This window comes from Providencia sp. 21OH12SH02B-Prov, from assembly GCF_027362595.1.
Taxonomy (GTDB): Bacteria; Pseudomonadota; Gammaproteobacteria; order Enterobacterales; family Enterobacteriaceae; genus Providencia; species Providencia zhejiangensis.
Map to the genome: position 1 here is coordinate 1,263,107 of NZ_CP114796.1, position 19,808 is coordinate 1,282,914.

At 42.6% G+C, this 19,808-nt stretch carries 20 protein-coding genes; 13 read left to right on the top strand and 7 right to left on the bottom strand.

Features of this window, described 5'->3' with window-relative positions:
- Window positions 1-439: 439 nt before the first annotated feature.
- The 7 genes from O7C57_RS06065 to nrfA form a co-directional block, all read right to left on the bottom strand.
- Window positions 440-868: a hypothetical protein gene (locus O7C57_RS06065; protein WP_196713404.1), complete on the bottom strand. Its 429-nt coding sequence runs from the start codon at window positions 866-868 to the stop codon at window positions 440-442.
- 238 nt (window positions 869-1,106) lie between these two features.
- A complete protein-coding gene (gene nrfF / locus O7C57_RS21860; RefSeq protein WP_420223190.1) occupies window positions 1,107-2,204 on the bottom strand; it encodes a heme lyase NrfEFG subunit NrfF in 1,098 nt (365 codons plus the stop codon).
- Window positions 2,197-4,074 (bottom strand): heme lyase CcmF/NrfE family subunit, encoded by a 1,878-nt coding sequence (locus O7C57_RS06075; protein WP_269723774.1) that lies wholly within the window; start codon window positions 4,072-4,074, stop codon window positions 2,197-2,199. Before O7C57_RS06075 ends, nrfF begins: the two co-directional genes overlap by 8 nt.
- A gap of 31 nt (window positions 4,075-4,105) precedes the next feature.
- Window positions 4,106-5,062: a cytochrome c nitrite reductase subunit NrfD gene (gene nrfD, locus O7C57_RS06080; RefSeq protein ID WP_247047870.1), complete on the bottom strand. Its 957-nt coding sequence runs from the start codon at window positions 5,060-5,062 to the stop codon at window positions 4,106-4,108.
- Window positions 5,059-5,730, bottom strand: coding sequence for a cytochrome c nitrite reductase Fe-S protein (gene nrfC / locus O7C57_RS06085; protein ID WP_154622025.1), 672 nt, complete (start codon window positions 5,728-5,730; stop codon window positions 5,059-5,061). The genes nrfD and nrfC overlap by 4 nt, the downstream gene beginning before the upstream one ends.
- Window positions 5,727-6,293: a cytochrome c nitrite reductase pentaheme subunit gene (gene nrfB / locus O7C57_RS06090; protein ID WP_154622026.1), complete on the bottom strand. Its 567-nt coding sequence runs from the start codon at window positions 6,291-6,293 to the stop codon at window positions 5,727-5,729. Before nrfB ends, nrfC begins: the two co-directional genes overlap by 4 nt.
- A gap of 45 nt (window positions 6,294-6,338) precedes the next feature.
- Complete coding sequence (gene nrfA, locus O7C57_RS06095) at window positions 6,339-7,775, bottom strand: ammonia-forming nitrite reductase cytochrome c552 subunit (protein ID WP_163860859.1); 1,437 nt, start codon at window positions 7,773-7,775, stop codon at window positions 6,339-6,341.
- 755 nt (window positions 7,776-8,530) lie between these two features.
- On the opposite strand from nrfA, the gene napF reads away from it, so the two are divergent.
- The 13 genes from napF (at window position 8,531) to O7C57_RS06160 (ending at window position 19,534) form a co-directional block, all read left to right on the top strand.
- Window positions 8,531-9,022: a ferredoxin-type protein NapF gene (gene napF / locus O7C57_RS06100; protein ID WP_154623884.1), complete on the top strand. Its 492-nt coding sequence runs from the start codon at window positions 8,531-8,533 to the stop codon at window positions 9,020-9,022.
- Complete coding sequence (gene napD, locus O7C57_RS06105) at window positions 9,012-9,290, top strand: chaperone NapD (RefSeq protein WP_196713400.1); 279 nt, start codon at window positions 9,012-9,014, stop codon at window positions 9,288-9,290. The genes napF and napD overlap by 11 nt, the downstream gene beginning before the upstream one ends.
- Entirely contained in the window at window positions 9,271-11,757 is a 2,487-nt protein-coding gene (napA, locus tag O7C57_RS06110; RefSeq protein WP_154623895.1) for a nitrate reductase catalytic subunit NapA, read from the top strand. The genes napD and napA overlap by 20 nt, the downstream gene beginning before the upstream one ends.
- A 6-nt stretch (window positions 11,758-11,763) precedes the next feature.
- The gene (gene napG / locus O7C57_RS06115) at window positions 11,764-12,459 is read left to right on the top strand and encodes a ferredoxin-type protein NapG (protein WP_154623886.1); all 696 of its coding nucleotides are present in this window, start codon (window positions 11,764-11,766) and stop codon (window positions 12,457-12,459) included.
- On the top strand, window positions 12,446-13,309 hold the full coding sequence (gene napH, locus O7C57_RS06120; RefSeq protein WP_247047579.1) for a quinol dehydrogenase ferredoxin subunit NapH: 864 nt from the start codon (window positions 12,446-12,448) through the stop codon (window positions 13,307-13,309). Before napG ends, napH begins: the two co-directional genes overlap by 14 nt.
- Complete coding sequence (gene napB / locus O7C57_RS06125; protein ID WP_154623888.1) at window positions 13,306-13,755, top strand: nitrate reductase cytochrome c-type subunit; 450 nt, start codon at window positions 13,306-13,308, stop codon at window positions 13,753-13,755. Before napH ends, napB begins: the two co-directional genes overlap by 4 nt.
- Window positions 13,756-13,764: 9 nt before the next feature.
- On the top strand, window positions 13,765-14,367 hold the full coding sequence (gene napC, locus O7C57_RS06130; RefSeq protein ID WP_154623889.1) for a cytochrome c-type protein NapC: 603 nt from the start codon (window positions 13,765-13,767) through the stop codon (window positions 14,365-14,367).
- Window positions 14,368-14,559: 192 nt separating this feature from the next.
- Window positions 14,560-15,300, top strand: a complete 741-nt coding sequence (locus O7C57_RS06135; RefSeq protein WP_154623890.1) for a heme ABC transporter permease — start codon at window positions 14,560-14,562, stop codon at window positions 15,298-15,300.
- Window positions 15,297-15,509: a heme exporter protein CcmD gene (ccmD, locus tag O7C57_RS06140; protein WP_154623891.1), complete on the top strand. Its 213-nt coding sequence runs from the start codon at window positions 15,297-15,299 to the stop codon at window positions 15,507-15,509. The genes O7C57_RS06135 and ccmD overlap by 4 nt, the downstream gene beginning before the upstream one ends.
- Complete coding sequence (gene ccmE / locus O7C57_RS06145) at window positions 15,506-15,985, top strand: cytochrome c maturation protein CcmE (RefSeq protein WP_163860862.1); 480 nt, start codon at window positions 15,506-15,508, stop codon at window positions 15,983-15,985. The genes ccmD and ccmE overlap by 4 nt, the downstream gene beginning before the upstream one ends.
- A complete protein-coding gene (locus O7C57_RS06150) occupies window positions 15,982-17,913 on the top strand; it encodes a heme lyase CcmF/NrfE family subunit (protein WP_269723775.1) in 1,932 nt (643 codons plus the stop codon). Before ccmE ends, O7C57_RS06150 begins: the two co-directional genes overlap by 4 nt.
- Window positions 17,910-18,467 (top strand): thiol:disulfide interchange protein DsbE, encoded by a 558-nt coding sequence (gene dsbE / locus O7C57_RS06155; protein ID WP_163860864.1) that lies wholly within the window; start codon window positions 17,910-17,912, stop codon window positions 18,465-18,467. The genes O7C57_RS06150 and dsbE overlap by 4 nt, the downstream gene beginning before the upstream one ends.
- Window positions 18,464-19,534 (top strand): cytochrome c-type biogenesis protein CcmH, encoded by a 1,071-nt coding sequence (locus O7C57_RS06160; protein WP_163860865.1) that lies wholly within the window; start codon window positions 18,464-18,466, stop codon window positions 19,532-19,534. Before dsbE ends, O7C57_RS06160 begins: the two co-directional genes overlap by 4 nt.
- Window positions 19,535-19,808 lie beyond the last annotated feature (274 nt).

The following is a 19,808-nucleotide window of genomic DNA, read 5'->3' on the forward strand; positions in this document are numbered from 1 at the left end:
GGCTCGTGATTAACTTCATTGAATTATTGTTTGGCAATAATTTCGCTATTTTTTTACTTAGGCATTATTTTGCATAGCGTGTTTGTAAATTGGTTGTATCTTTATCTGCTATGATATAAGCATGCCATGTTATCAATATCATAATATTTCTGTGATTGAATGATCAGCTGTCATCACTCATCCCTTATCTGGATACTAATGTACAATATAATTTGGATGATAAAAATGTGATCTATGTATCAAAATACATTTCAAGTGTTAATATTATTAAGTTAACTCACACTGACTTATGCTAAATTTTCTTTTAAATTCAATTTGTTGATTTTTTATCTCTGTAATAAATCGACATGAATTGAAAGAAATCAACAATAACCAAGAGAATTCGAAGATAAGGGTAATGGTGTATAAACACAGAAAAAATTAAATATTGTTAATAATTTTATCTGCTATTGCTCTCTTCTTTATTAGGTCTTTCGTGACAGAATTGATTCCAGATAAAATTGAAATTTTCACTAGGAAAAATTTTATCTGAGCGATCAATTAAAGGGATAGAAACGACGTTTCTTCCATCTTTATGCATATACGTTTTGACAAGAAACCTTTTATAACTAAAAGAATTTTCACTTTTAAAGATAAGAACTTCACCACATACATACCCAAGGATACCATGATCAAGAGTTTCACGAATTTCATAGTAATTCACATTTTTATACTCAGCCGTTTCTGGAAAAGGGAGGAAGTCCTCTACAGCCTTTTGCGATTTTTTAACGATATCAAGATCTGGGGTATAATTAGCCATCATACCTCCAACAAATGATCCTCCAGCAATAAGAGCAATAATTAAATATGAAAATATATTCTTTTTCATGGCGTTACTCTTTCTATATTATTATAAATAATAGTTACTTATGAATTAGGCTATTTTAAGATAGCATAAGTAGAAGGGTATTTATATGAAGATGTAATAACAATGCTCAAATAAAGACAAAGAGTTACAATTTATAATAAATTGTTATGGTTAATTTAATTAAAATAATTAATTTTATTTACTGGTTTCTTATTTTAAAGTTAATGGGAATGCGAATGATAAATTAAAAGTAGGAAAATTAGCGATTATTTTTCATTGTGTTAGCCATATTAATAGCTTCTATTAATTGTGAGCGATTAACTCTATCATTATTACTATCTAGTAATTGTTGCCATAAGCTAATTGCTTTTTCATAATTCGCATTCATAAATGCATCTGAAGCTAATAACATTAAGGCGGTAACTTCATTTTTATCAATTGATAATGACTTATCTATCATTTTTACGGTCATCTCCGTCATTTGTTGCCCTGATTGATAATAAAGGACTGTCGCAATAGCTGAATAAAGTTGTGCATTTTCTCCTGTATATTTCAGTGCTTGCCCATAGGCTATTAATGCATCTTCATAATTATTTTGATAGAGGTAGTATTCACCGAGAATGGCCCAAAGCTCCCCATTTTTAGGTGACTTACGGATATTATCTTGTAGACGTGCAAGATCACTTTGCTGTTGTTGTATTGGTGTCAATAAATACAATGGGTCAGCAGTGCGTTGATATTCTTTATAATTTTCACTAAAACGCGGCAATAAAAAATAACCCGAAACGGTGAAAAATAAGAGTAATAAGAGGGTGAAATTCAGCGAAATAGGCGATAACAACCATGAACCGCTATTTTGCGATACTTTGAATGGAAGTTCAGATGTCAGCTGTTTTGATAACTGACATTGCGGTGAGGCGGGTTGAGTAATGACGTCTTGATAATGTCTTTTAATCTTAGGGAGGCTGCTTTTATATCGATAATAAATTAGGATTATTATCAATATAAAAGCGATAAATGGCGATAGCCACAATACTAGCGTCCCTATGCGCAGGGGCGGATTGTAGAGAACGAAATCACCGTAGCGCTCAGTCATAAAAGCGAGAATTTCTGCTTCTGTTTTGCCTTCTGCAACCATTTTGTAAACTTGATGGCGCATGCTAACAGCGGTAGGGGCATTGGATTCGAGCAGATTTTGGTTTTGGCATTGTGGGCAACGTAATTGTGACGCTATTTGTAATGAAACAGATTGTTGCTCTTGGTGAGTAAATTGCCAAGTATCTACGATATCAGCTTTTGCAATATAGGTGACCATGAGCAGTAGAATGAATAAAGGGGTGTAGTGTAATTTAAACATGCTTAGCTCTTCCTTTTATCCAACCCCAAAAAAGTCCAATGCACATGACCAAAGCGCCACCCCAAATCCATTGAACACCATCTTGCACATAAAAGCGTAGTGCATAACGGTTATTTCCTGTTTTTTCGCCTAAAACGGCATACCAGTTTCGTATCCATCCCCAATGCATACTTGGCTCAATCATGAGTTGTTTTCGGGCGGTATAAAATCGACGTTCAGGCACAAGCGTACTGATTAATTTATCTTTTTGAACAACAGTGATTAAGGCCTTTTCTGTTGTGTAATGAGATTGCGCCTCAAGTTGTAGCTGTTGAAACGTAAACTGATACCCTGATAGTGAAATAGAGTGCCCTAATGTCATATTTGCACTAACTTCTTGTTTACTCACTGTTGAGAAAGCAATACCTATAGCGAAGATAATGACACCTGAGTGTGAAATTAAGGAGGATAATTGGCGCTGTATATCTCGAAATGGTCGCAACCACAAAAGAAGCAGTAATGCAGCCATGATAGCCATCATACTGGAGAACAGCTTTCCTTCACGCCAAAAATACAGCGTAATGCCAATCGTACAGATAATAAGGAGAAATAAACGCCAGTAAAAAAATCGGGGAGATATTTTTGGGTAATGTAGCGCCCAAGCGCCAATAACCGCGAGCATTAATAGCCCAAAAGGAAATAAAGCGTGATTAAAGTAAGGTGAGCCAACAGATATTTTCCCCCAGCCAAACATGCTGTAGAGCATTGGATATAGGGTACCAAGGAGTACGATACATAAGACCACCACAAATAAAATCAAAGATAATTGTAAATAGATTTCTCTTGTCGTGAGTGTAGTTCTGGCCCTTGATGGTAAGGTTTGAGCTTTGCTACTGTAAATAAATAAGGCCACCATACTCATGATTATAAATAGCAAAAATAGCGGTAACGCACGAACATTATCAAGGGCAAAGGCATGTACTGAAACGAGTATGCCTGAACGGACGATCAGTGTACCAAGTAGTGATAAAATAAACGCCATAATTGCCAGCATCATTGACCAGTGGCGGAAATTTCCTTGTTTTCGTGATGCAGATAAGCTGTGTAGTAGGGCGGTTGCTGCTAGCCATGGCAATAATGAGGCATTCTCGACAGGATCCCAAAACCACCAGCCACCCCATCCCAATTCACTGTAAGCCCACCATGAACCGAGTGTGATACCTAAAGTTAATATGCACCAGCTTGGTACGGCCCAGCGCCAACAAAGCCATGCAATGGTTTGACTAAAATTACCCGCAACAAGAGCCGCTAAGACTAATGAGGTAACGACCATGAGACCACTATAACCAAGATAAAGTAGAGGAGGATGTAAGATCAGCCCCCAATGCTGCAACATGGGGTTGAGATCACGCCCCTCAATCGCAGGTGGAAAAATCCGCACAAAAGGATCGGAGTAAAAGACGATAAACCACAGCAATGCCGCGGTCATGGCTGACAGGAATATTAAGGCTAGCGCAAAAAATGGATGTTTTTGTTTACGATATCGCCAGGCAACAAGTAAGTTCCAAGCAGATAAGAATAACGCCCATAATAACAATGAACCCTCATGTCCGCCCCAAACCGCGGCTATTTTGATAGCCATTGGCGATAGACGATGGCTATGTTGAGCGACATAGACCACAGAAAAATGGCTTTCAATAAAGCTGATGGTAAGACAAAGAAAGGCGATAGCTAAAAAAATAAATTGTAAAGTGGACCAAAAGACGCCTAATTTTACGGAATTAGGCGTCTTTTTATCGTAACCAACCAACCCAAACAAGGTATGGAAACTGGCTATACACAGTGTTAGCAGTAAGCTAATAAAGCCAATTTCAGGGAGTATCAGTTCCAATGAAGCACCTTGTTTATGTTGATTGTAGTGATTAAGCGACCGTCAATTGTCCTGCATACAGTACGAAGAATCGCAGTAAAAAGACACCAATGAGACTAGCACTGCTGACTAAAATAACCCGAGATGCTGTTTGGCTTTTATTCACCCATTTTTTCAAACTCAAAGGGATAATAAAACCTATTCCTACGACACCAATCCAAAACCACCATGTCCAAAAACCACCACCCAATGCGGCAATTAGGGCGCGCATTTTGCCATCATCCCCAAGTGCTAAACCGATAAAAAATGCTGCCAGCAAAAAGATTTCTAACCAAACGACAAAGCTTTCAACGCGATGTAGAAAATGAGCTTCTTGGTTGTGGATATTTTTACGGTAGCGTAACGCTAAGGCTATCAGTGCAACAGCAATGCCGGATGAAATCCCTGAAAAGAGAAATAATGCAGGCAAAATAGGATTGTTTAAGAAAGGGTATGATTTTAAAGCTGAAAGTAAGAATCCCGTGTAGGCGCCTAACAATACTGCTAAGACGAGCATGGTGACTTCAATCACGCGCATGGCGGGTGTAAATAGGGGGAATAGCCGTTGGATAAAACCAAAACGGGGTAGCCATTTTTGTTGCAATTCAACTAACTCAGATTGAAAAACGTTGGCTAACCACACGATGAGCACAACCATATACACTTGGAATAACATAACCCCCATCGACATCACAGAGGTTGGGCTATAGTGGAACATCAATTTCCAGAAAGTCCAAGGTCGGGTTAAGTGGAAAATCAAAATCAGTAAACCAAGAATGATGGTCGTTGGTGCAAGTAATAAAGTGGCTCGCATTAGCGTGCTGTTACTCGTCGCTTCGGAAGGGTAAAAGTGACGTAATAAAATGGCGAGTACCACTAACCCCGCTGAAATCCCAATTAAAAAGAGATAAACAGCGATTGGCCAATCCCAGACCAGCGATTCAAAATGGAAAGCAGAAGCGGTTGTCATTGGCTCACCTCCCCATACTTAAATGGAACTCGATAGACTTTGGGTCGAGTACCAAGTGCAATTTTATAGCGATAGGTTGTTTTTTGGCGGAGCATGATTGCAATATCACTGTTTGGGTCATCCAAATTACCAAAAATGAGCGCTTTTGTTGGACATGCTTCAACACAAGCCGGTTGTTGACCTTTTTTCAAATTGGTTTTACGGCAAAAGTCACATTTATCGGCAGTTTTATTAACAGGATGAATAAAACGTACTCGATAAGGGCATGCCGCAATGCAGTATTGGCAACCGACACACAAGTCTGGATTAACATCGACAATACCGGTTGTCTTATCGATAAATGAGGCCCCTGTCGGGCAGACATCGACGCAAGGGGCATGCTCACAATGTTGGCATGAATGCCTAAAGAAACGATATTTGATATCAGGAAAGTGGCCAATTGGTTCACTACGGATAATCGTTAATCTTGAAACGCCTTCAGGCACGTGATTGACTTCTCGGCAAGCGTCCATACAAGCTGTACAGCCAATACATAAGGCTTCATCATGAATCATGCCATAGCGTAGCCCATTAATTTTCATTGTATTTGCTAGAGTATGGACCGTCGTCCCTCCAGACGCAGCTAACACTCCTGCATAGATAATAAATTGACGACGCGAACAACTCATGGCTGCTCCTTACGCAATTTTACCGCCGCTGGATTGAAATCAGGGTTGTTGCGTTGCTCTGAGTGGCAATCAACACAAATTGTTATGCGTCCTTTGTCATTGAGAACCTTCATCGTATCTTGTTTTGGATGAAGATCATGGCAACTTGCGCAGGCGACTTTGGTCACATGCACATCATGTGGCCAGAACGCTTTTTGTAGCTGTTCGGGTAAATGACATGATAGGCAAACACTATTTTGTTGCTCCACGCTATACATAGGGTGGTTGAAACGCATGACATCTTTCGCCCCTTCACGATGGTGAGGACCTGGATTGCCATGGCAGTTAGTACAGGTCACTGGAAGGTTATTGTTAGGATTGATGACGGATGCGTGAGTTCCATGCATACCCTCTTTGTCGGGTTTATGGCAATCCAAACAAGCAGCATCGGGATTACGTTGCTGAGTGACAACCCAGCGTTCACCATTCTCTGGTGTGGATGGTGTCGCTGCGGATGCGGCAATGCTCCATAACAAGCCTGACGCCAGCACCCCAGCAGTTAATAACGAACGTAGTACGCTCATATTGACTCCATTGTTATGCCGCCACTTTGCAGAGGCGGATTGCGGTTATTGGCTTAGTAGATTGTTTTTACGAGCTTGATCATCCCACTCCGGTACAATGGTTTTCAAAAACTCTTGTTTTTCAGCATTGATTTTTTGCATATCCAAACCAATTGCCTGTTGGGCTTTTTCTTTGGTTGAAATATCAGGAATAGCAATTTCATGGGTAACGCCTTTCGCACCTAACAAGCGCACCAATTTAGTCCGTGCATCGGCAGCTTTATTCATCGCTCCACCTAGCATACGTAGGCCTTCATCAGGCGCATGCATATGAATACCATGAGACGCAATCGCGAGGTCCCAACGCCATTGAGCATGGCGAATATCAGCTAAAATAGGTGCCATTTCTTTTTCTGTCGCACCGGCATCCCAAGCTGCTTTGGCTTCAAAGTGGGCATGCACGAGTTGATCTTCCACTTTGATTTTCATCTCTTGGATCGCTTGTTTACGCTCAGCGACAACAGCTTGTAGCGCTTGTTTGCTTTGGGTATGGCAATTACGGCAGGTTTGTTCAAAGTTATCGAAAGGGTTTCCTATTTTGTGGCTGGTATAGAGTTCACCTTTTTCATTTTGCAATTTAGGCATATGGCAGTCGATACAGGTGACGTTATTTTTTCCGTGAATACCTGCACTCCATGTTTCGAACTCAGGATGCTGTGCTTTTAGCATGGGGGCTTTTGACAGTGAGTTTGTCCAATCAGAAAAACCGATATTGTCATAATACACTTCCATGTCTTCTACTTTGGTACCGTTATCCCAAGGGAATTTGACGGATTTATTATCTCCTGCAAAGTAATATTCGACATGGCATTGACCACACACCATAGATTGTTGTTCGAAACGGCTCGCGTGCTCAAAAGGCTTTCCAATGGTTTCCATAGCTCTTGCGGCATAGGGACGTGTGAGTGTAAGCGCAGGTTTACCTTGAGCAAATTCAGGTGAGTCAGTTTTGTGGCAGTCAGCACATCCTAATACATTAACGATTTCGGGACCGCCTTTTGCCCATTTACCATGGAAATAGTTATCTTCGCCTTGTTCTTGAATCAGTCTTGCAACATCAGGACTTTTGCAGCTCCAACATGCCATAGGAAGTGGGCCATCTTGTGCGTTTTTAGGTGCCCCAGTTCTTAGTGTCTCACGCACATCAATGAGTGCGTAAGCATGACCGCGAGGCTTGTTGTAATCACGAGAAAAAGGATAACCAGCCCAAAGGATCACTAAGCGTGGATCCTCAGCAAGAGCGTCTTCACGTTGTGCTTGCTCAGAGGTTGCACGCCATGAATGATATTGGTCAGGATGTGACTGAGCAAAGGATTCATTTTTGGTATTAATGGTTGATGATGCTTCCTTTGATTCTGTTTGTGCGTGGATAGAGTTACTAAATAGAAATATTCCTGCAAGCAAACTCAGTAAGCACAGAATACTATTTCTTATCTTTGCCATAAGGGCCTCGAGTGATGTAAGCCAGCCATCCCATTGGCTGTAATATTATTATTTATAAGTGATGACAAATAGATGATTGCCATCATGACATGCCTAGTTAATAGCTCTAGCAAATAACCACACTCAAAATATTGTTTTTGATCAAAGCTAAATTTATTAAAAGAAGTGTGATTAAGATAATGTGAGTAATATCTGATCATGGATGTAAATTAGGAAAGAAAACATAAAACAGTCTAAAATAAAAAGAGGTATTCAGCCGTTAAGATTTATTCTCATTATCAGCGATAATAATGAGGACGATAATGCGTTGTGAATGACAGTGTTCAATGAGTCCGCAAGGCTTTCGATTTATAGAATGAAAAATAAAATGTGCATTAGTTCTAATATTTTCGATATGAAAAGAATAAAGAGAATTGCTCTTATACCTCTTTAGTAGTATTTCTATCTGTTATAGATATGAATATTTCATGAAGGTTTAGGTTTAATTTGGTTTACCCTATTTAAAAAATGTTAATAACTTTTTACTACTCTAAATATAATATAAGGGTTAGTCAGCAAGTTACCTAATAAAATTCAAAATACTTTCCAAGTAAACTATTTTTTTTCAATTAATATAATAATTAATGTTACCTACTTAGTAGTATGTATTTTTATACCCTCAGTCGTTAATATTTGTCATTAATACACATATAAAATTTGCGGTTAATTTTCAATTTTTGCATTAATTTTGTTTGGGCAATGTTAAGGAAATCAACATGGTTGATATCACCCGTCGGGGAGTATTAACAGGTGCGTGGCGCAGTGCGACGCCTGTTGTTCGACCGCCATGGAGTGGTAGTGAAGATCGCTTTATTGAAAGTTGCATTCGTTGCAACGAATGCCTTACACATTGTGAAACTGCAATTCTCGTTTCCGGCCCTGGCGGTTATCCTGTCGTTGATTTTTTACAAGGGGAATGCACATTCTGCTATGCCTGTGCTACCGCGTGTCCTGAACCAATATTTCTGCCGCAAACGTCTCAGCCTTGGGATATTTCCATTTCTATTGCTCAAACCTGTCTGGCCTACCGTTCTATTGAATGTCGACGTTGCGAAGACAATTGTGAGCCGCAAGTGATCTCTTTTCGTCCATCACTGACTGGAATCTATCAGCCCAAGATTGATAAGCAGGGTTGTACAGGTTGTGGCGCCTGTGTTGCCAGTTGCCCTGTATCAGCCATTACTTTGGAGCATGAAAATGCACAATAGCTGGCAAGTATGTAGTTTGATTGTACAAGTAAAATGTGAACAGGCTTGCACTGTGACGACGGCTTTGAATCAATTGCCTGGTTGCGAGGTGGCGATTAGCTCACCTGAAACAGGCAAATTGATTGTTGTTGTTGAGTCAGAACACAGTCGCACTCTGATTGATACTATTGATTCAGTACGCAATGTTGAAGGCGTGCTGTCTGTTTCGCTGGTTTACCACCAGCAGGATGAGCAATGTGAGGAAAATGATGAAACTCAGTCGTCGTAGCTTCATGAAAGCCAATGCTGTTGCGGCCGCTGCTGCGGCGGCAGGTATTGGTGCACCGAGTCTCGCTAAGGCAGTCGTCGGGCAACAAGAGGACATCAAATGGGATAAGGCGCCTTGCCGCTTTTGTGGTACAGGGTGCGGTGTACTTGTAGGAACCCAAAATGGCCGTATAGTGGCGAGCCAAGGCGATCCAGAAGCGCCGGTTAATCGGGGTTTAAACTGCATTAAAGGGTATTTCTTACCTAAAATTATGTACGGAAAAGACCGTTTGACTCAGCCATTGCTGCGTATGAAAGACGGTGAATATGACAAAAATGGTGAGTTTACCCCTGTAACTTGGGAAAAAGCCTTTGATGTCATGGAAGAAAAACTCAAAACGACATTAAAAGCGCGCGGCCCTGAAGGCGTGGGTATGTTTGGCTCCGGTCAGTGGACCGTGTGGGAAGGTTATGCAGCCTCTAAATTGTTCAAAGGGGGTTTCCGTTCTAATAATTTAGACCCGAATGCACGTCACTGCATGGCTTCTGCGGTTGTTGGCTTTATGCGTACTTTCGGTATGGATGAGCCTATGGGTTGCTATGATGATATCGAGCAAGCCGATGCATTTGTGCTTTGGGGCTCAAATATGGCAGAGATGCACCCTATTTTGTGGTCTCGGATCACCAATCGCCGCTTATCTGACCCAAATGTGCGTGTTGCGGTTCTTTCTACCTTTAAACACCGTAGTTTTGAATTGGCGGATAACGGCATTGTGTTTACGCCGCAATCTGACTTAGTGATCCTGAATTATATTGCTAACTATATTATTGAAAATAATGCGGTTAATCAGGAATTCTTTGATAAACACGTTAATTTACGCCGTGGTGCAACGGATATCGGTTATGGCTTACGACCCACTCATCCTTTAGAAAAAAGTGCCAAAAACCCAGGTTCAGATGCTTCAGAACCAATGACATGGGATGAGTATAAGGCATTCGTTGCTGACTATACGCTAGACAAAACCGCCGAAATGACGGGAGTTCCTAAAGATCAGTTAGAAGCATTAGCTAAACTGTATGCTGATCCAAACATAAAAGTAGTCTCTTACTGGACGATGGGCTTTAATCAGCACACTCGTGGTGTTTGGGCAAATAACCTTTGTTATAACTTGCACTTATTGACCGGAAAAATCTCACAACCAGGTTGTGGTCCTTTCTCATTGACAGGACAGCCATCAGCATGTGGTACGGCTCGTGAGGTAGGCACTTTTGCACACCGCTTACCCGCAGACATGGTCGTAACCAATGAAAAACATCGTGAGAAAGTCGAACAAGTTTGGCAATTACCCGCTGGCACGATCCCAGAAAAAGTGGGGCTACATGCGGTAGCGCAAGATCGTGCATTAAAAGACGGTACACTCAACTTCTATTGGGTAATGTGCAACAACAACATGCAAGCTGGCCCAAATATTAACGAAGAACGTATGCCAGGTTGGCGTGATCCGCGCAATTTTATCGTTGTTTCAGATCCTTATCCGACCGTGAGTGCTATCTCTGCTGACTTGATCTTACCGACTGCAATGTGGGTTGAAAAAGAAGGTGCTTATGGTAACGCAGAGCGTCGGACACAATTTTGGCGTCAACAAGTTAAAGCGCCAGGCGAAGCAAAATCTGACCTGTGGCAGATGGTGCAATTTTCTCGTCGCTTTAAAACAGAAGAAGTGTGGCCTGAAGAGTTACTGGCTAAGAAACCTGAATACCGTGGTAAGACGCTTTATGATGTTCTGTTTGCAACCCAAGCCGTTACTCAGTTTCCGATTTCAGAGTTGGCAGAAGACCAATTAAATGATGAGTCGCGGGAACTCGGTTTCTACCTGCAAAAAGGTTTATTTGAAGAGTACGCAAGTTTTGGCCGAGGCCACGGTCACGACCTTGCACCATTCGATGACTACCACAAAGCACGTGGTATCCGTTGGCCTGTGGTTGATGGTAAAGAGACACAATGGCGTTATAGCGAAGGGCATGACCCGTATGTCAAAGCTGGCAGTGGCTACCAATTCTATGGCAAGCCCGATGGCAAGGCGGTCATTTTTGCTCTGCCATTTGAGCCAGCCGCAGAAATACCAGACAAAGAATATGACTTGTGGCTATCGACGGGTCGAGTATTAGAGCATTGGCATACAGGCAGTATGACGCGTCGTGTACCAGAGTTACATCGTGCATTTCCTGAGTCACAAGTATTTATGCATCCATTAGATGCGAAAGACAGAGGGTTGCGTCGTGGTGACAAAGTGAAAGTCGTTTCGCGTCGTGGTGAGGTGACGACTATCGTTGAAACACGCGGGCGCAATCGGCCACCGAAAGGACTGGTGTATATGGCCTTCTTTGATGCATCTCAGTTAGTGAATAACTTAACGCTAGATGCTACCGATCCGCTTTCAAAAGAGACGGATTACAAAAAATGTGCCGTTAAGCTAGAGAAGGTGTAATTGCTCATGTCCCAGAAGCCGAAACTTCAAAATAGTCGCCGCCGTTTTTTGCGTGATACCGTTCGCGCGGCAGGTGGATTGGCCGCTATTGGTGTGGTACTGGGGTTACAACAGCAAACCTCCCGAGCGAGCGGAATTCGTCTTCGTCCGCCGGGAGCCATTAATGAAAATGCATTTGCAAGTGCTTGTGTTCGTTGTGGTCAATGCGTGCAAGCCTGTCCTTATGACATGTTAAAACTGGCCACACTAGCCTCGGGATTAGCGGCGGGAACGCCTTATTTCATTGCACGGGAAAACCCTTGTGAAATGTGTGAGGACATTCCTTGTGCCAAAGTGTGTCCAAGTGGTGCATTGGATAAAGAGATCGACTCCATCAACGACGCTCGAATGGGGCTGGCAGTGTTACTTGATCAGGAAAACTGCCTCAATTTTCAAGGACTACGCTGTGATGTCTGTTATCGCGTTTGTCCGTTAATTGATGAAGCAATTACCCTAGAAATAGAGCAAAACCACCGTACCGGCAAACATGCTCGCTTTTTACCTACAGTGCATAGCAGTGCTTGTACTGGATGTGGTAAATGCGAGCAAGCTTGTGTTTTAGAAGAGGCGGCAATCAAAGTGCTTCCATTAACGCTGGCTAAAGGGGAGTTAGGACATCACTACCGCTTTGGTTGGTTGGAGGGAAATGATGGCAAATCGTAAACGCGATGCTGGGCGTGAGGCACTGGCGAAAAAAGGGTGGTGGCAAAGTCACAAATGGTTGTGGATGCGTCGGGTCAGCCAATTTTTGGTGTTAGCGATGTTTTTGAGTGGGCCTTGGTTTGGGGTATGGATCTTACACGGTAACTATAGCAGTAGTTTATTGTTAGATACCGTGCCATTAACCGACCCACTGATTACATTAGAAAGCCTTGCAAGTGGCTATTTGCCAGCCATTTCAGCATTAATTGGCGCTGCCATTGTATTACTGGTTTATGCATTTTTAGGAAAACGCATTTTTTGCAGTTGGGTATGTCCGATTAATCCAGTGACAGATGCCGCGGCGTGGCTACGTCGTAAATTCGATTTTAATCAATCCGCGACGATACCGCGCTATATCCGTTATGTGTTGCTTATCGTGATTTTGATAGGCTCCGCGGTCACGGGAACTTTAGTGTGGGAATGGATTAACCCCGTTTCATTAATGGGCCGAAGTCTAATATTCGGTTTTGGCAGCGGAGCGTTGCTACTGCTCGCCTTATTTTTATTTGATTTACTCGTTGTGGAGCATGGCTGGTGCGGTCATCTATGTCCGCTCGGTGCGTTATATGGCATCGCGGGCTGTAAAGGGGCTATCACCGTTGCAGCGATGAACAAACAAAACTGTACCCGCTGTATGGATTGCTTCCACATTTGTCCGGAGCCGCAAGTACTGCGAGCGCCGGTTTTAGATAAACAAGCCCCAGTCATGATATCTGATAAGGATTGCATTACATGCGGTCGTTGTATTGATGTGTGTTCTGAGGATGTTTTTAAAATAACACTACGATGGAGTTCGGGAGCGAAATCATGAAAATCCATGCCCTGATTAAGACAGCGAGCCGTTGGATGGTTGGAATGGCCCTCATTGCGACGAGCCTGACTTGGGCTGCAAATGGCGTCGATCTTTCTAAGTCACCAGAAGTGTCTGGTACTCAAGAGGGGAGCATTCATATCCCTAAAGAGCAGGAAAGAATGGCATTAAACTATGTGAATCAACCTCCTATGATCCCACATAGTGTTGAAGGATATCAAATTACCACCAACACAAACCGTTGCTTGCAATGCCATGGTGTTGAAAACTATCGCACCACAGGGGCACCTCGCGTGAGTCCAACTCACTTTATGGATGCGACGGGTAAGGTGCTGGGCGGGGTAGCACCAAACCGTTATTTCTGTTTGCAGTGTCATGTACCACAGTCAGATACTTCACCCATTGTGGATAACACATTCACCCCATCCAAAGGCTTTGGTCAATAAGGGGCACTCATGGCTAAGAATAATGAAAAACCGGGTTTGATCCGTCGAGTATGGCAGTGGTGGCGACGTCCAAGCCGCTTGGCATTGGGAACGTTGTTACTGATTGGTTTTGTGAGTGGCGTCATTTTCTGGGGCGGATTCAACACGGGCATGGAAATGGCGAATACAGAAGAGTTTTGTATTAGTTGTCATGAAATGCGTGAGAATGTTTATGAAGAGTACATGGATACTATTCACTACACTAACCGTAGTGGTGTGAGAGCAACTTGCCCTGATTGCCATGTACCCCATGAATTTGTGCCTAAAATGGTCAGAAAGATCAAAGCGAGTAAAGAACTTTATGGTAAGGCATTTGGCATCATTGATACCCCACAAAAATTTGAAGAGCATCGTTTAGCGATGGCGCAAAATGAGTGGCGAAGGATGAAAGATAACGATTCACAGGAATGTCGTAATTGCCATAACTTTGAATATATGGATTTTACAGCCCAAAAAGGGGTCGCTGCTAAAATGCATGACCAAGCCATTATTGATGGAAAAACCTGTATTGATTGCCATAAAGGGATAGCGCATAAGTTACCTGATATGCGTGACGTTGAACCTGGTTTTTAAATGAAAAAAGCGGGTTCATGACGAGTGCTTGAATCCGCTTATGTCTGACAAGCACCGAGGCTAGTGAACAGTTAATTGTTTGACTAGCCTCAAGTTATATTTGTGTTATATCAATAAACCCATCGTTAATACGTGTATGGTATATTGCAGCAGCATAACGTTTGCCAGCGATATGATCCGGAGCCCTTAAATATGTGGAAAAAGCTTCACCAACTTGCCATCCCAGTCAACCTCTATCAATTATGTGGACGATTGACACCTTGGTTTATTATTCTCAGTGTCATTTTTTTAGCACTAGGATGGGGGTGGGGATTCGGGTTTGCACCAACTGATTATCAGCAAAGTGACAGCTATCGCATCATGTACATCCATGTTCCTGCTGCAATGTGGTCTATGGGAATTTATGCCACGATGGCGATCATCGCATTTACTGGATTAGTTTGGCAGATGAAAGTCGCTGAACTGGCGATTGCAGCCATGGCGCCAATTGGCGCTGTTTTTACCTTTATCGCTTTAGTCACTGGGGCGACATGGGGAAAACCGATGTGGGGTGCATGGTGGGTGTGGGATGCACGTTTAACTTCTGAGCTTATCCTCTTTTTCCTTTATGTCGGTATTATTGCTCTTTGGCATGCATTCGATGATCGTCGAACAGCCGGAAAAGCGGCTGCAATATTAGTGTTAATTGGTGTCATTAATTTACCGATTATTCACTATTCTGTTGAATGGTGGAATACACTGCATCAGCCGTCAACACGCATGCAGCAAAGTATTAATCCTGCGATGCGCACGCCATTGCGCTTAGCGATTCTAGGTTACCTATTTTTATTTATTTCTCTGACGCTGGTGCGTTTACGTAATCAACTCTTACTACTGGAACGTAATCGCCCGTGGGTTCTTGATATTGTGAACAAGAAGGGGCGCAAATCATGAGTAGTGCATTTGCATCTTGGAGCGATTTTTTTGCGATGGGAGGCTATGCATTTTATGTATGGCTAGCCGTCGCCTTGACGATTACCCCATTGTTGTTGCTGTGTATTCACACGGTGTTACAACGAAAAATGATAATTAACTCAATTATTGCACAGCAAGCAAGAGAAGCGAGACAAAAAGCGGCACGAGCGCGTCGGGAGGTTGAGTGAATATTCGTCGTAAAAATAGATTATGGCTAGTCTGTGCAATCCTGATTGGTGTGGGGTTAACGGTAGCATTATTACTTTATGCACTTCGCTCCAGTATTGATCTGTTTTATACGCCCGGAGAGATTATTTACGGAAAACGGGAAACACAACAGATACCCGAAGTCGGACAACGCTTACGTGTTGGTGGAATGGTGATGCCGGGCACTGTGCAGCGTGATCCTGATTCACTCAAAGTCACTTTTACCGTGTATGACGCTGAAGGGGAAGTTGACGTCAGCTATGACGGTATCTTGCCTGATTTATTCCGTGAAGGTCAGGGCGTTGTTGTGCAGGGCGAGTTGGCTGAAAATCACCATGTTATTGCGAAAGAAGTACTCGCTAAACATGATGAAAATTATACGCCACCAGAAGTTGAGCAAGCGATGCAAGAAAATCACCGCAGACCCGCGGCTGCTTATAAGGATAACGCGTCATGATCCCTGAGGTTGGAAACCTATTATTATGTCTAGCATTGGGGATTGCAGTATTACTGTCTGTCTATCCATTATGGGGCGTATCGCGGCATGATGAACGACTGATGCGTTCATCTAGGCCTTTGGCTTGGCTACTATTTTTGTGTGTCACGGGCGCTTTTTTGGTCTTGGTCAATGCATTCGTTGTGAATGATTTTTCTGTTACTTACGTCGCTAATAATTCCAATACGCAATTGCCGATCTGGTACCGTGTGGCGGCAACATGGGGAGCTCACGAAGGTTCCTTGCTGTTATGGGTACTGTTGATGAGTGGTTGGACATTTGCGGTCGCCTTGTGTAGCTATCGTATGCCACTGGATATTGTGGCACGCGTTTTAGCCGTGATGGGAATGGTCAGTGTAGGTTTTCTATTATTCATTATTTTTACCTCTAACCCATTTTCACGCACATTACCGTCTTTCCCAATTGAAGGTCGTGACCTCAACCCACTTTTGCAAGACCCCGGTTTGATTTTTCATCCACCATTATTGTACATGGGCTATGTCGGATTTTCGGTGGCTTTTGCGTTCGCGATTGCAGCGCTATTAAGTGGTCGCTTAGATAGTTCGTTTACGCGCTTTGCTCGGCCATGGACGATGGCAGCTTGGTTTTTCTTAACATTAGGGATCATGCTAGGTTCAGCTTGGGCTTATTATGAGCTAGGCTGGGGAGGCTGGTGGTTCTGGGATCCTGTTGAAAATGCTTCATTTATGCCTTGGTTAGTCGGAACCGCGTTAATACATTCATTGGCAGTCACTGAGCAGAGAGCCACTTTTAAGGCTTGGTCACTATTGTTGTCTATTTTTGCATTCTCACTCTGCTTACTTGGTACCTTCCTCGTTCGTTCTGGCGTATTGGTTTCTGTGCATGCTTTCGCTTCAGATCCTTCCAGAGGGTTATTTATTTTAGCCTTTATGGTGTTAGTGATTGGCGGTTCATTGCTGCTGTTCGCAGTGAGAGGGCACAAAGTGCGTTCACGCGTTAATAATGCGCTTTGGTCGAGAGAGTCGATGTTATTGGCTAATAACGTGATCTTAACAGCCGCCATGCTAGTGGTGTTATTAGGCACATTATTACCGCTGGTTCATAAACAAATCGGCCTTGGAAGTATTTCGATAGGCGAACCCTTCTTTAACACCATGTTTATTGCCTTGATGGTGCCATTCGCACTGTTATTAGGTATCGGGCCGCTGGTACGTTGGGGACGAGATCGCCCCGCATCCATTCGCAAATTATTACTGATTGCATTGTTAGTGACGTTGATTTTGTCATTTCTGTTACCGTGGCTCATGCAAGATAGATTTGAGGCGCTCACCATACTTGGCTTGATGATGGCTTGTTGGATAGCGATATTAGCCGTCGCTGAAATGCGAGTGCGTATTAGCAAAAAAATTAAGCTGACGCCGAGCTATTGGGGAATGGTATTTGCACATCTAGGTTTGGCGGTGACGATTGTTGGAATTGCCTTTAGCCAAAATTACAGCATTGAACGTGATGTTAAAATGAAACCGAACGAAAGTGTGGTTATCCGTGATTATACTTTTGTATTTAATGGGGTACATGAAGCAGATAGCTCTAACTATCAAGGTGTTATTGGTAATATTGATGTTAAAGAAAACGGCAAACTGCTGACAAAACTTCAGCCTGAAAAGCGTTTTTATAATACCAGTCGTGCAGTCATGACTGAAGCGGCTATTGATGGTGGTTTTACCCGAGACCTGTATGCGGCATTAGGTGAAGAAATCGGTCCAAATGTTTGGACGATGCGTCTTTACTATAAACCATTTGTACGTTGGATATGGTCTGGCGGCATCTTAATGGCTGTTGGTGCACTGTTCTGCCTGTTCGATCCACGTTATCGTCGCCGTAAACCTGTGCCGGAGGCTGTATGAGCCGCAAAGTATTTTTGATCCCATTGGTTATTTTTGCTGCAATTGCTGCGGTTTTATTATGGCAATTAATGCGGAATGCGGAAGGTGATGATCCACGCTTATTGGAGTCTGCTTTAGTCGGAAAACCTGTGCCTGTATTTCGTTTAGAGTCTTTGGAAAACCCTGGACAACATTACGAATCTAATGTCTTGATACAGGGTAAACCTATTTTATTAAATGTGTGGGCAACATGGTGCCCTACGTGTCGTGCAGAGCACAAGTACCTCAATGAACTTGCAGCTCAGGGGGTACGAGTGGTAGGCCTCAATTACAAAGATGATAGGCAAAAAGCCATTGTTTGGTTACGCGAGTTAGGTAATCCCTATGATTTAAGCCTATTTGACGGTGAAGGCATGTTAGGCCTTGATTTAGGCGTTTACGGAGCACCAGAAACTTTTTTGATTGATGGCAATGGTATTATTCGCTATCGCCATGCAGGAGCGATGGATGAGCAAGTCTGGAATAAGGAAATGAAGCCGCTGTGGGATAGATATAGCAAGGAGGCCAATCAATGAAATACCTTATTGGCTTTTTGATGTTTCTGCTGACCGCTACGCATACTTTTGCAGCGACAGAGGTTTTTACCTTCGATAATGAGCAACAGGAGCAGCAGTTTCGTAAATTAACCGAGGAGCTACGCTGCCCTAAATGTCAAAATAATAGTATCGCTGATTCAAATTCTATGATCGCGTTAGACTTACGCCAAAAAGTGTATGAGCTAATGAAAGAAGGCAAAAGCCGTGACGAAATTGTTGATTATATGGTGGCGCGGTACGGTTATTTTGTCACTTATAATCCGCCGTTGACGCCATTAACACTGTTGTTATGGGGCTTACCTTTTGCCGCTATTATTGTGGGTGGATGGATTATCTATGCACGTTCTAAAAAGCGAATACGTGTAAAGAGTGTTGCTGAGCATGAGCCGCAACTGGTTGATGCACTAGAATCAACACGCGCAAGTGGTTGGGTATATGTTCCTGGAGTGATTATTGCGGTTGGTATTGGGATTGCAGCTTATTATCAGGTAGGAAATTATAGCAAAGTTACCGATTGGGATTTGGCTTACCAGCAAGCTCCAGCTTTACTCGATAGGGCATTAGATCCGTCAGAGCCGCCATTAAATAATGAAGAAATGGAACGCCTTGCATTAGGACTACGTTCTCGGTTACAGGATGAACCTTTGAATGTGGATGCATGGGTGATGTTAGGTCGCATAGGCATGGCGTTAAATAACGCAACAATGGCGACAGATGCATATGGGCGTGCTTACCGTCTTAAACCCACAGATGATAACATTGCATTAGGCTATGCCGAGGTTTTAACCCGTTCTTCTGATCCGGAAGATAATCGGTTGGGGGGCGAGTTATTACGCAAATTGATCGCTGAAAATCGAATGAATGTGAAGGCGCTCAGTATGTTTGCCTTTAATGCATTTGAACAAGAACGTTACGCTGAAGCAATCTCGGCTTGGCAGATGATGCTGAAGCTATTGCCTGAAAACGATCAGCGTAGACATGTTATTGAACGTAGTATTGAGCAAGCATTAATGATGATACATGAGAAAAAAGCGGCTCAGCAGTAGCGGGTTAAATTTTTCACGATAGATTTATTTTTCACGATAGATTTATTTTTAATGTCAATAGGTTACCTTTTACTGTGAGTTGTATTAGCCATCATTTTTCTGGTCAGGCAACGTGTGACAGGGTACTGATTGGAGTGGAACCGAACTTTTTAGTCTACTGATGACATTTATAGGAAAAAATAAAATCAATGAAAATGCAAAAATTTGAATCGATTCAATTTTGAATTTAGCGGGTTAAAATTGAAAATTAAGTAATTTATTTATTTAAAACTCT

Bases quoted from the DNA above. Each gene is read 5' to 3' on its own strand.
- nrfB (WP_154622026.1), bottom strand. From the start codon at position 6,293: ATGAGCGTACTACGTTCGTTATTAACTGCTGGGGTGCTGGCGTCAGGC.
- nrfF (WP_420223190.1), bottom strand. From the start codon at position 2,204: ATGTTTAAATTACACTACACCCCTTTATTCATTCTACTGCTCATGGTC.
- napD (WP_196713400.1), top strand. From the start codon at position 9,012: ATGCACAATAGCTGGCAAGTATGTAGTTTGATTGTACAAGTAAAATGT.
- O7C57_RS06065 (WP_196713404.1), bottom strand. From the start codon at position 868: ATGAAAAAGAATATATTTTCATATTTAATTATTGCTCTTATTGCTGGA.
- O7C57_RS06150 (WP_269723775.1), top strand. From the start codon at position 15,982: ATGATCCCTGAGGTTGGAAACCTATTATTATGTCTAGCATTGGGGATT.
- napC (WP_154623889.1), top strand. From the start codon at position 13,765: ATGGCTAAGAATAATGAAAAACCGGGTTTGATCCGTCGAGTATGGCAG.
- nrfC (WP_154622025.1), bottom strand. From the start codon at position 5,730: ATGAGTTGTTCGCGTCGTCAATTTATTATCTATGCAGGAGTGTTAGCT.
- napA (WP_154623895.1), top strand. From the start codon at position 9,271: ATGAAACTCAGTCGTCGTAGCTTCATGAAAGCCAATGCTGTTGCGGCC.
- nrfD (WP_247047870.1), bottom strand. From the start codon at position 5,062: ATGACAACCGCTTCTGCTTTCCATTTTGAATCGCTGGTCTGGGATTGG.
- O7C57_RS06135 (WP_154623890.1), top strand. From the start codon at position 14,560: ATGTGGAAAAAGCTTCACCAACTTGCCATCCCAGTCAACCTCTATCAA.
- nrfA (WP_163860859.1), bottom strand. From the start codon at position 7,775: ATGGCAAAGATAAGAAATAGTATTCTGTGCTTACTGAGTTTGCTTGCA.
- napG (WP_154623886.1), top strand. From the start codon at position 11,764: ATGTCCCAGAAGCCGAAACTTCAAAATAGTCGCCGCCGTTTTTTGCGT.
- napF (WP_154623884.1), top strand. From the start codon at position 8,531: ATGGTTGATATCACCCGTCGGGGAGTATTAACAGGTGCGTGGCGCAGT.
- O7C57_RS06160 (WP_163860865.1), top strand. From the start codon at position 18,464: ATGAAATACCTTATTGGCTTTTTGATGTTTCTGCTGACCGCTACGCAT.
- dsbE (WP_163860864.1), top strand. From the start codon at position 17,910: ATGAGCCGCAAAGTATTTTTGATCCCATTGGTTATTTTTGCTGCAATT.
- napH (WP_247047579.1), top strand. From the start codon at position 12,446: ATGGCAAATCGTAAACGCGATGCTGGGCGTGAGGCACTGGCGAAAAAA.
- ccmD (WP_154623891.1), top strand. From the start codon at position 15,297: ATGAGTAGTGCATTTGCATCTTGGAGCGATTTTTTTGCGATGGGAGGC.
- napB (WP_154623888.1), top strand. From the start codon at position 13,306: ATGAAAATCCATGCCCTGATTAAGACAGCGAGCCGTTGGATGGTTGGA.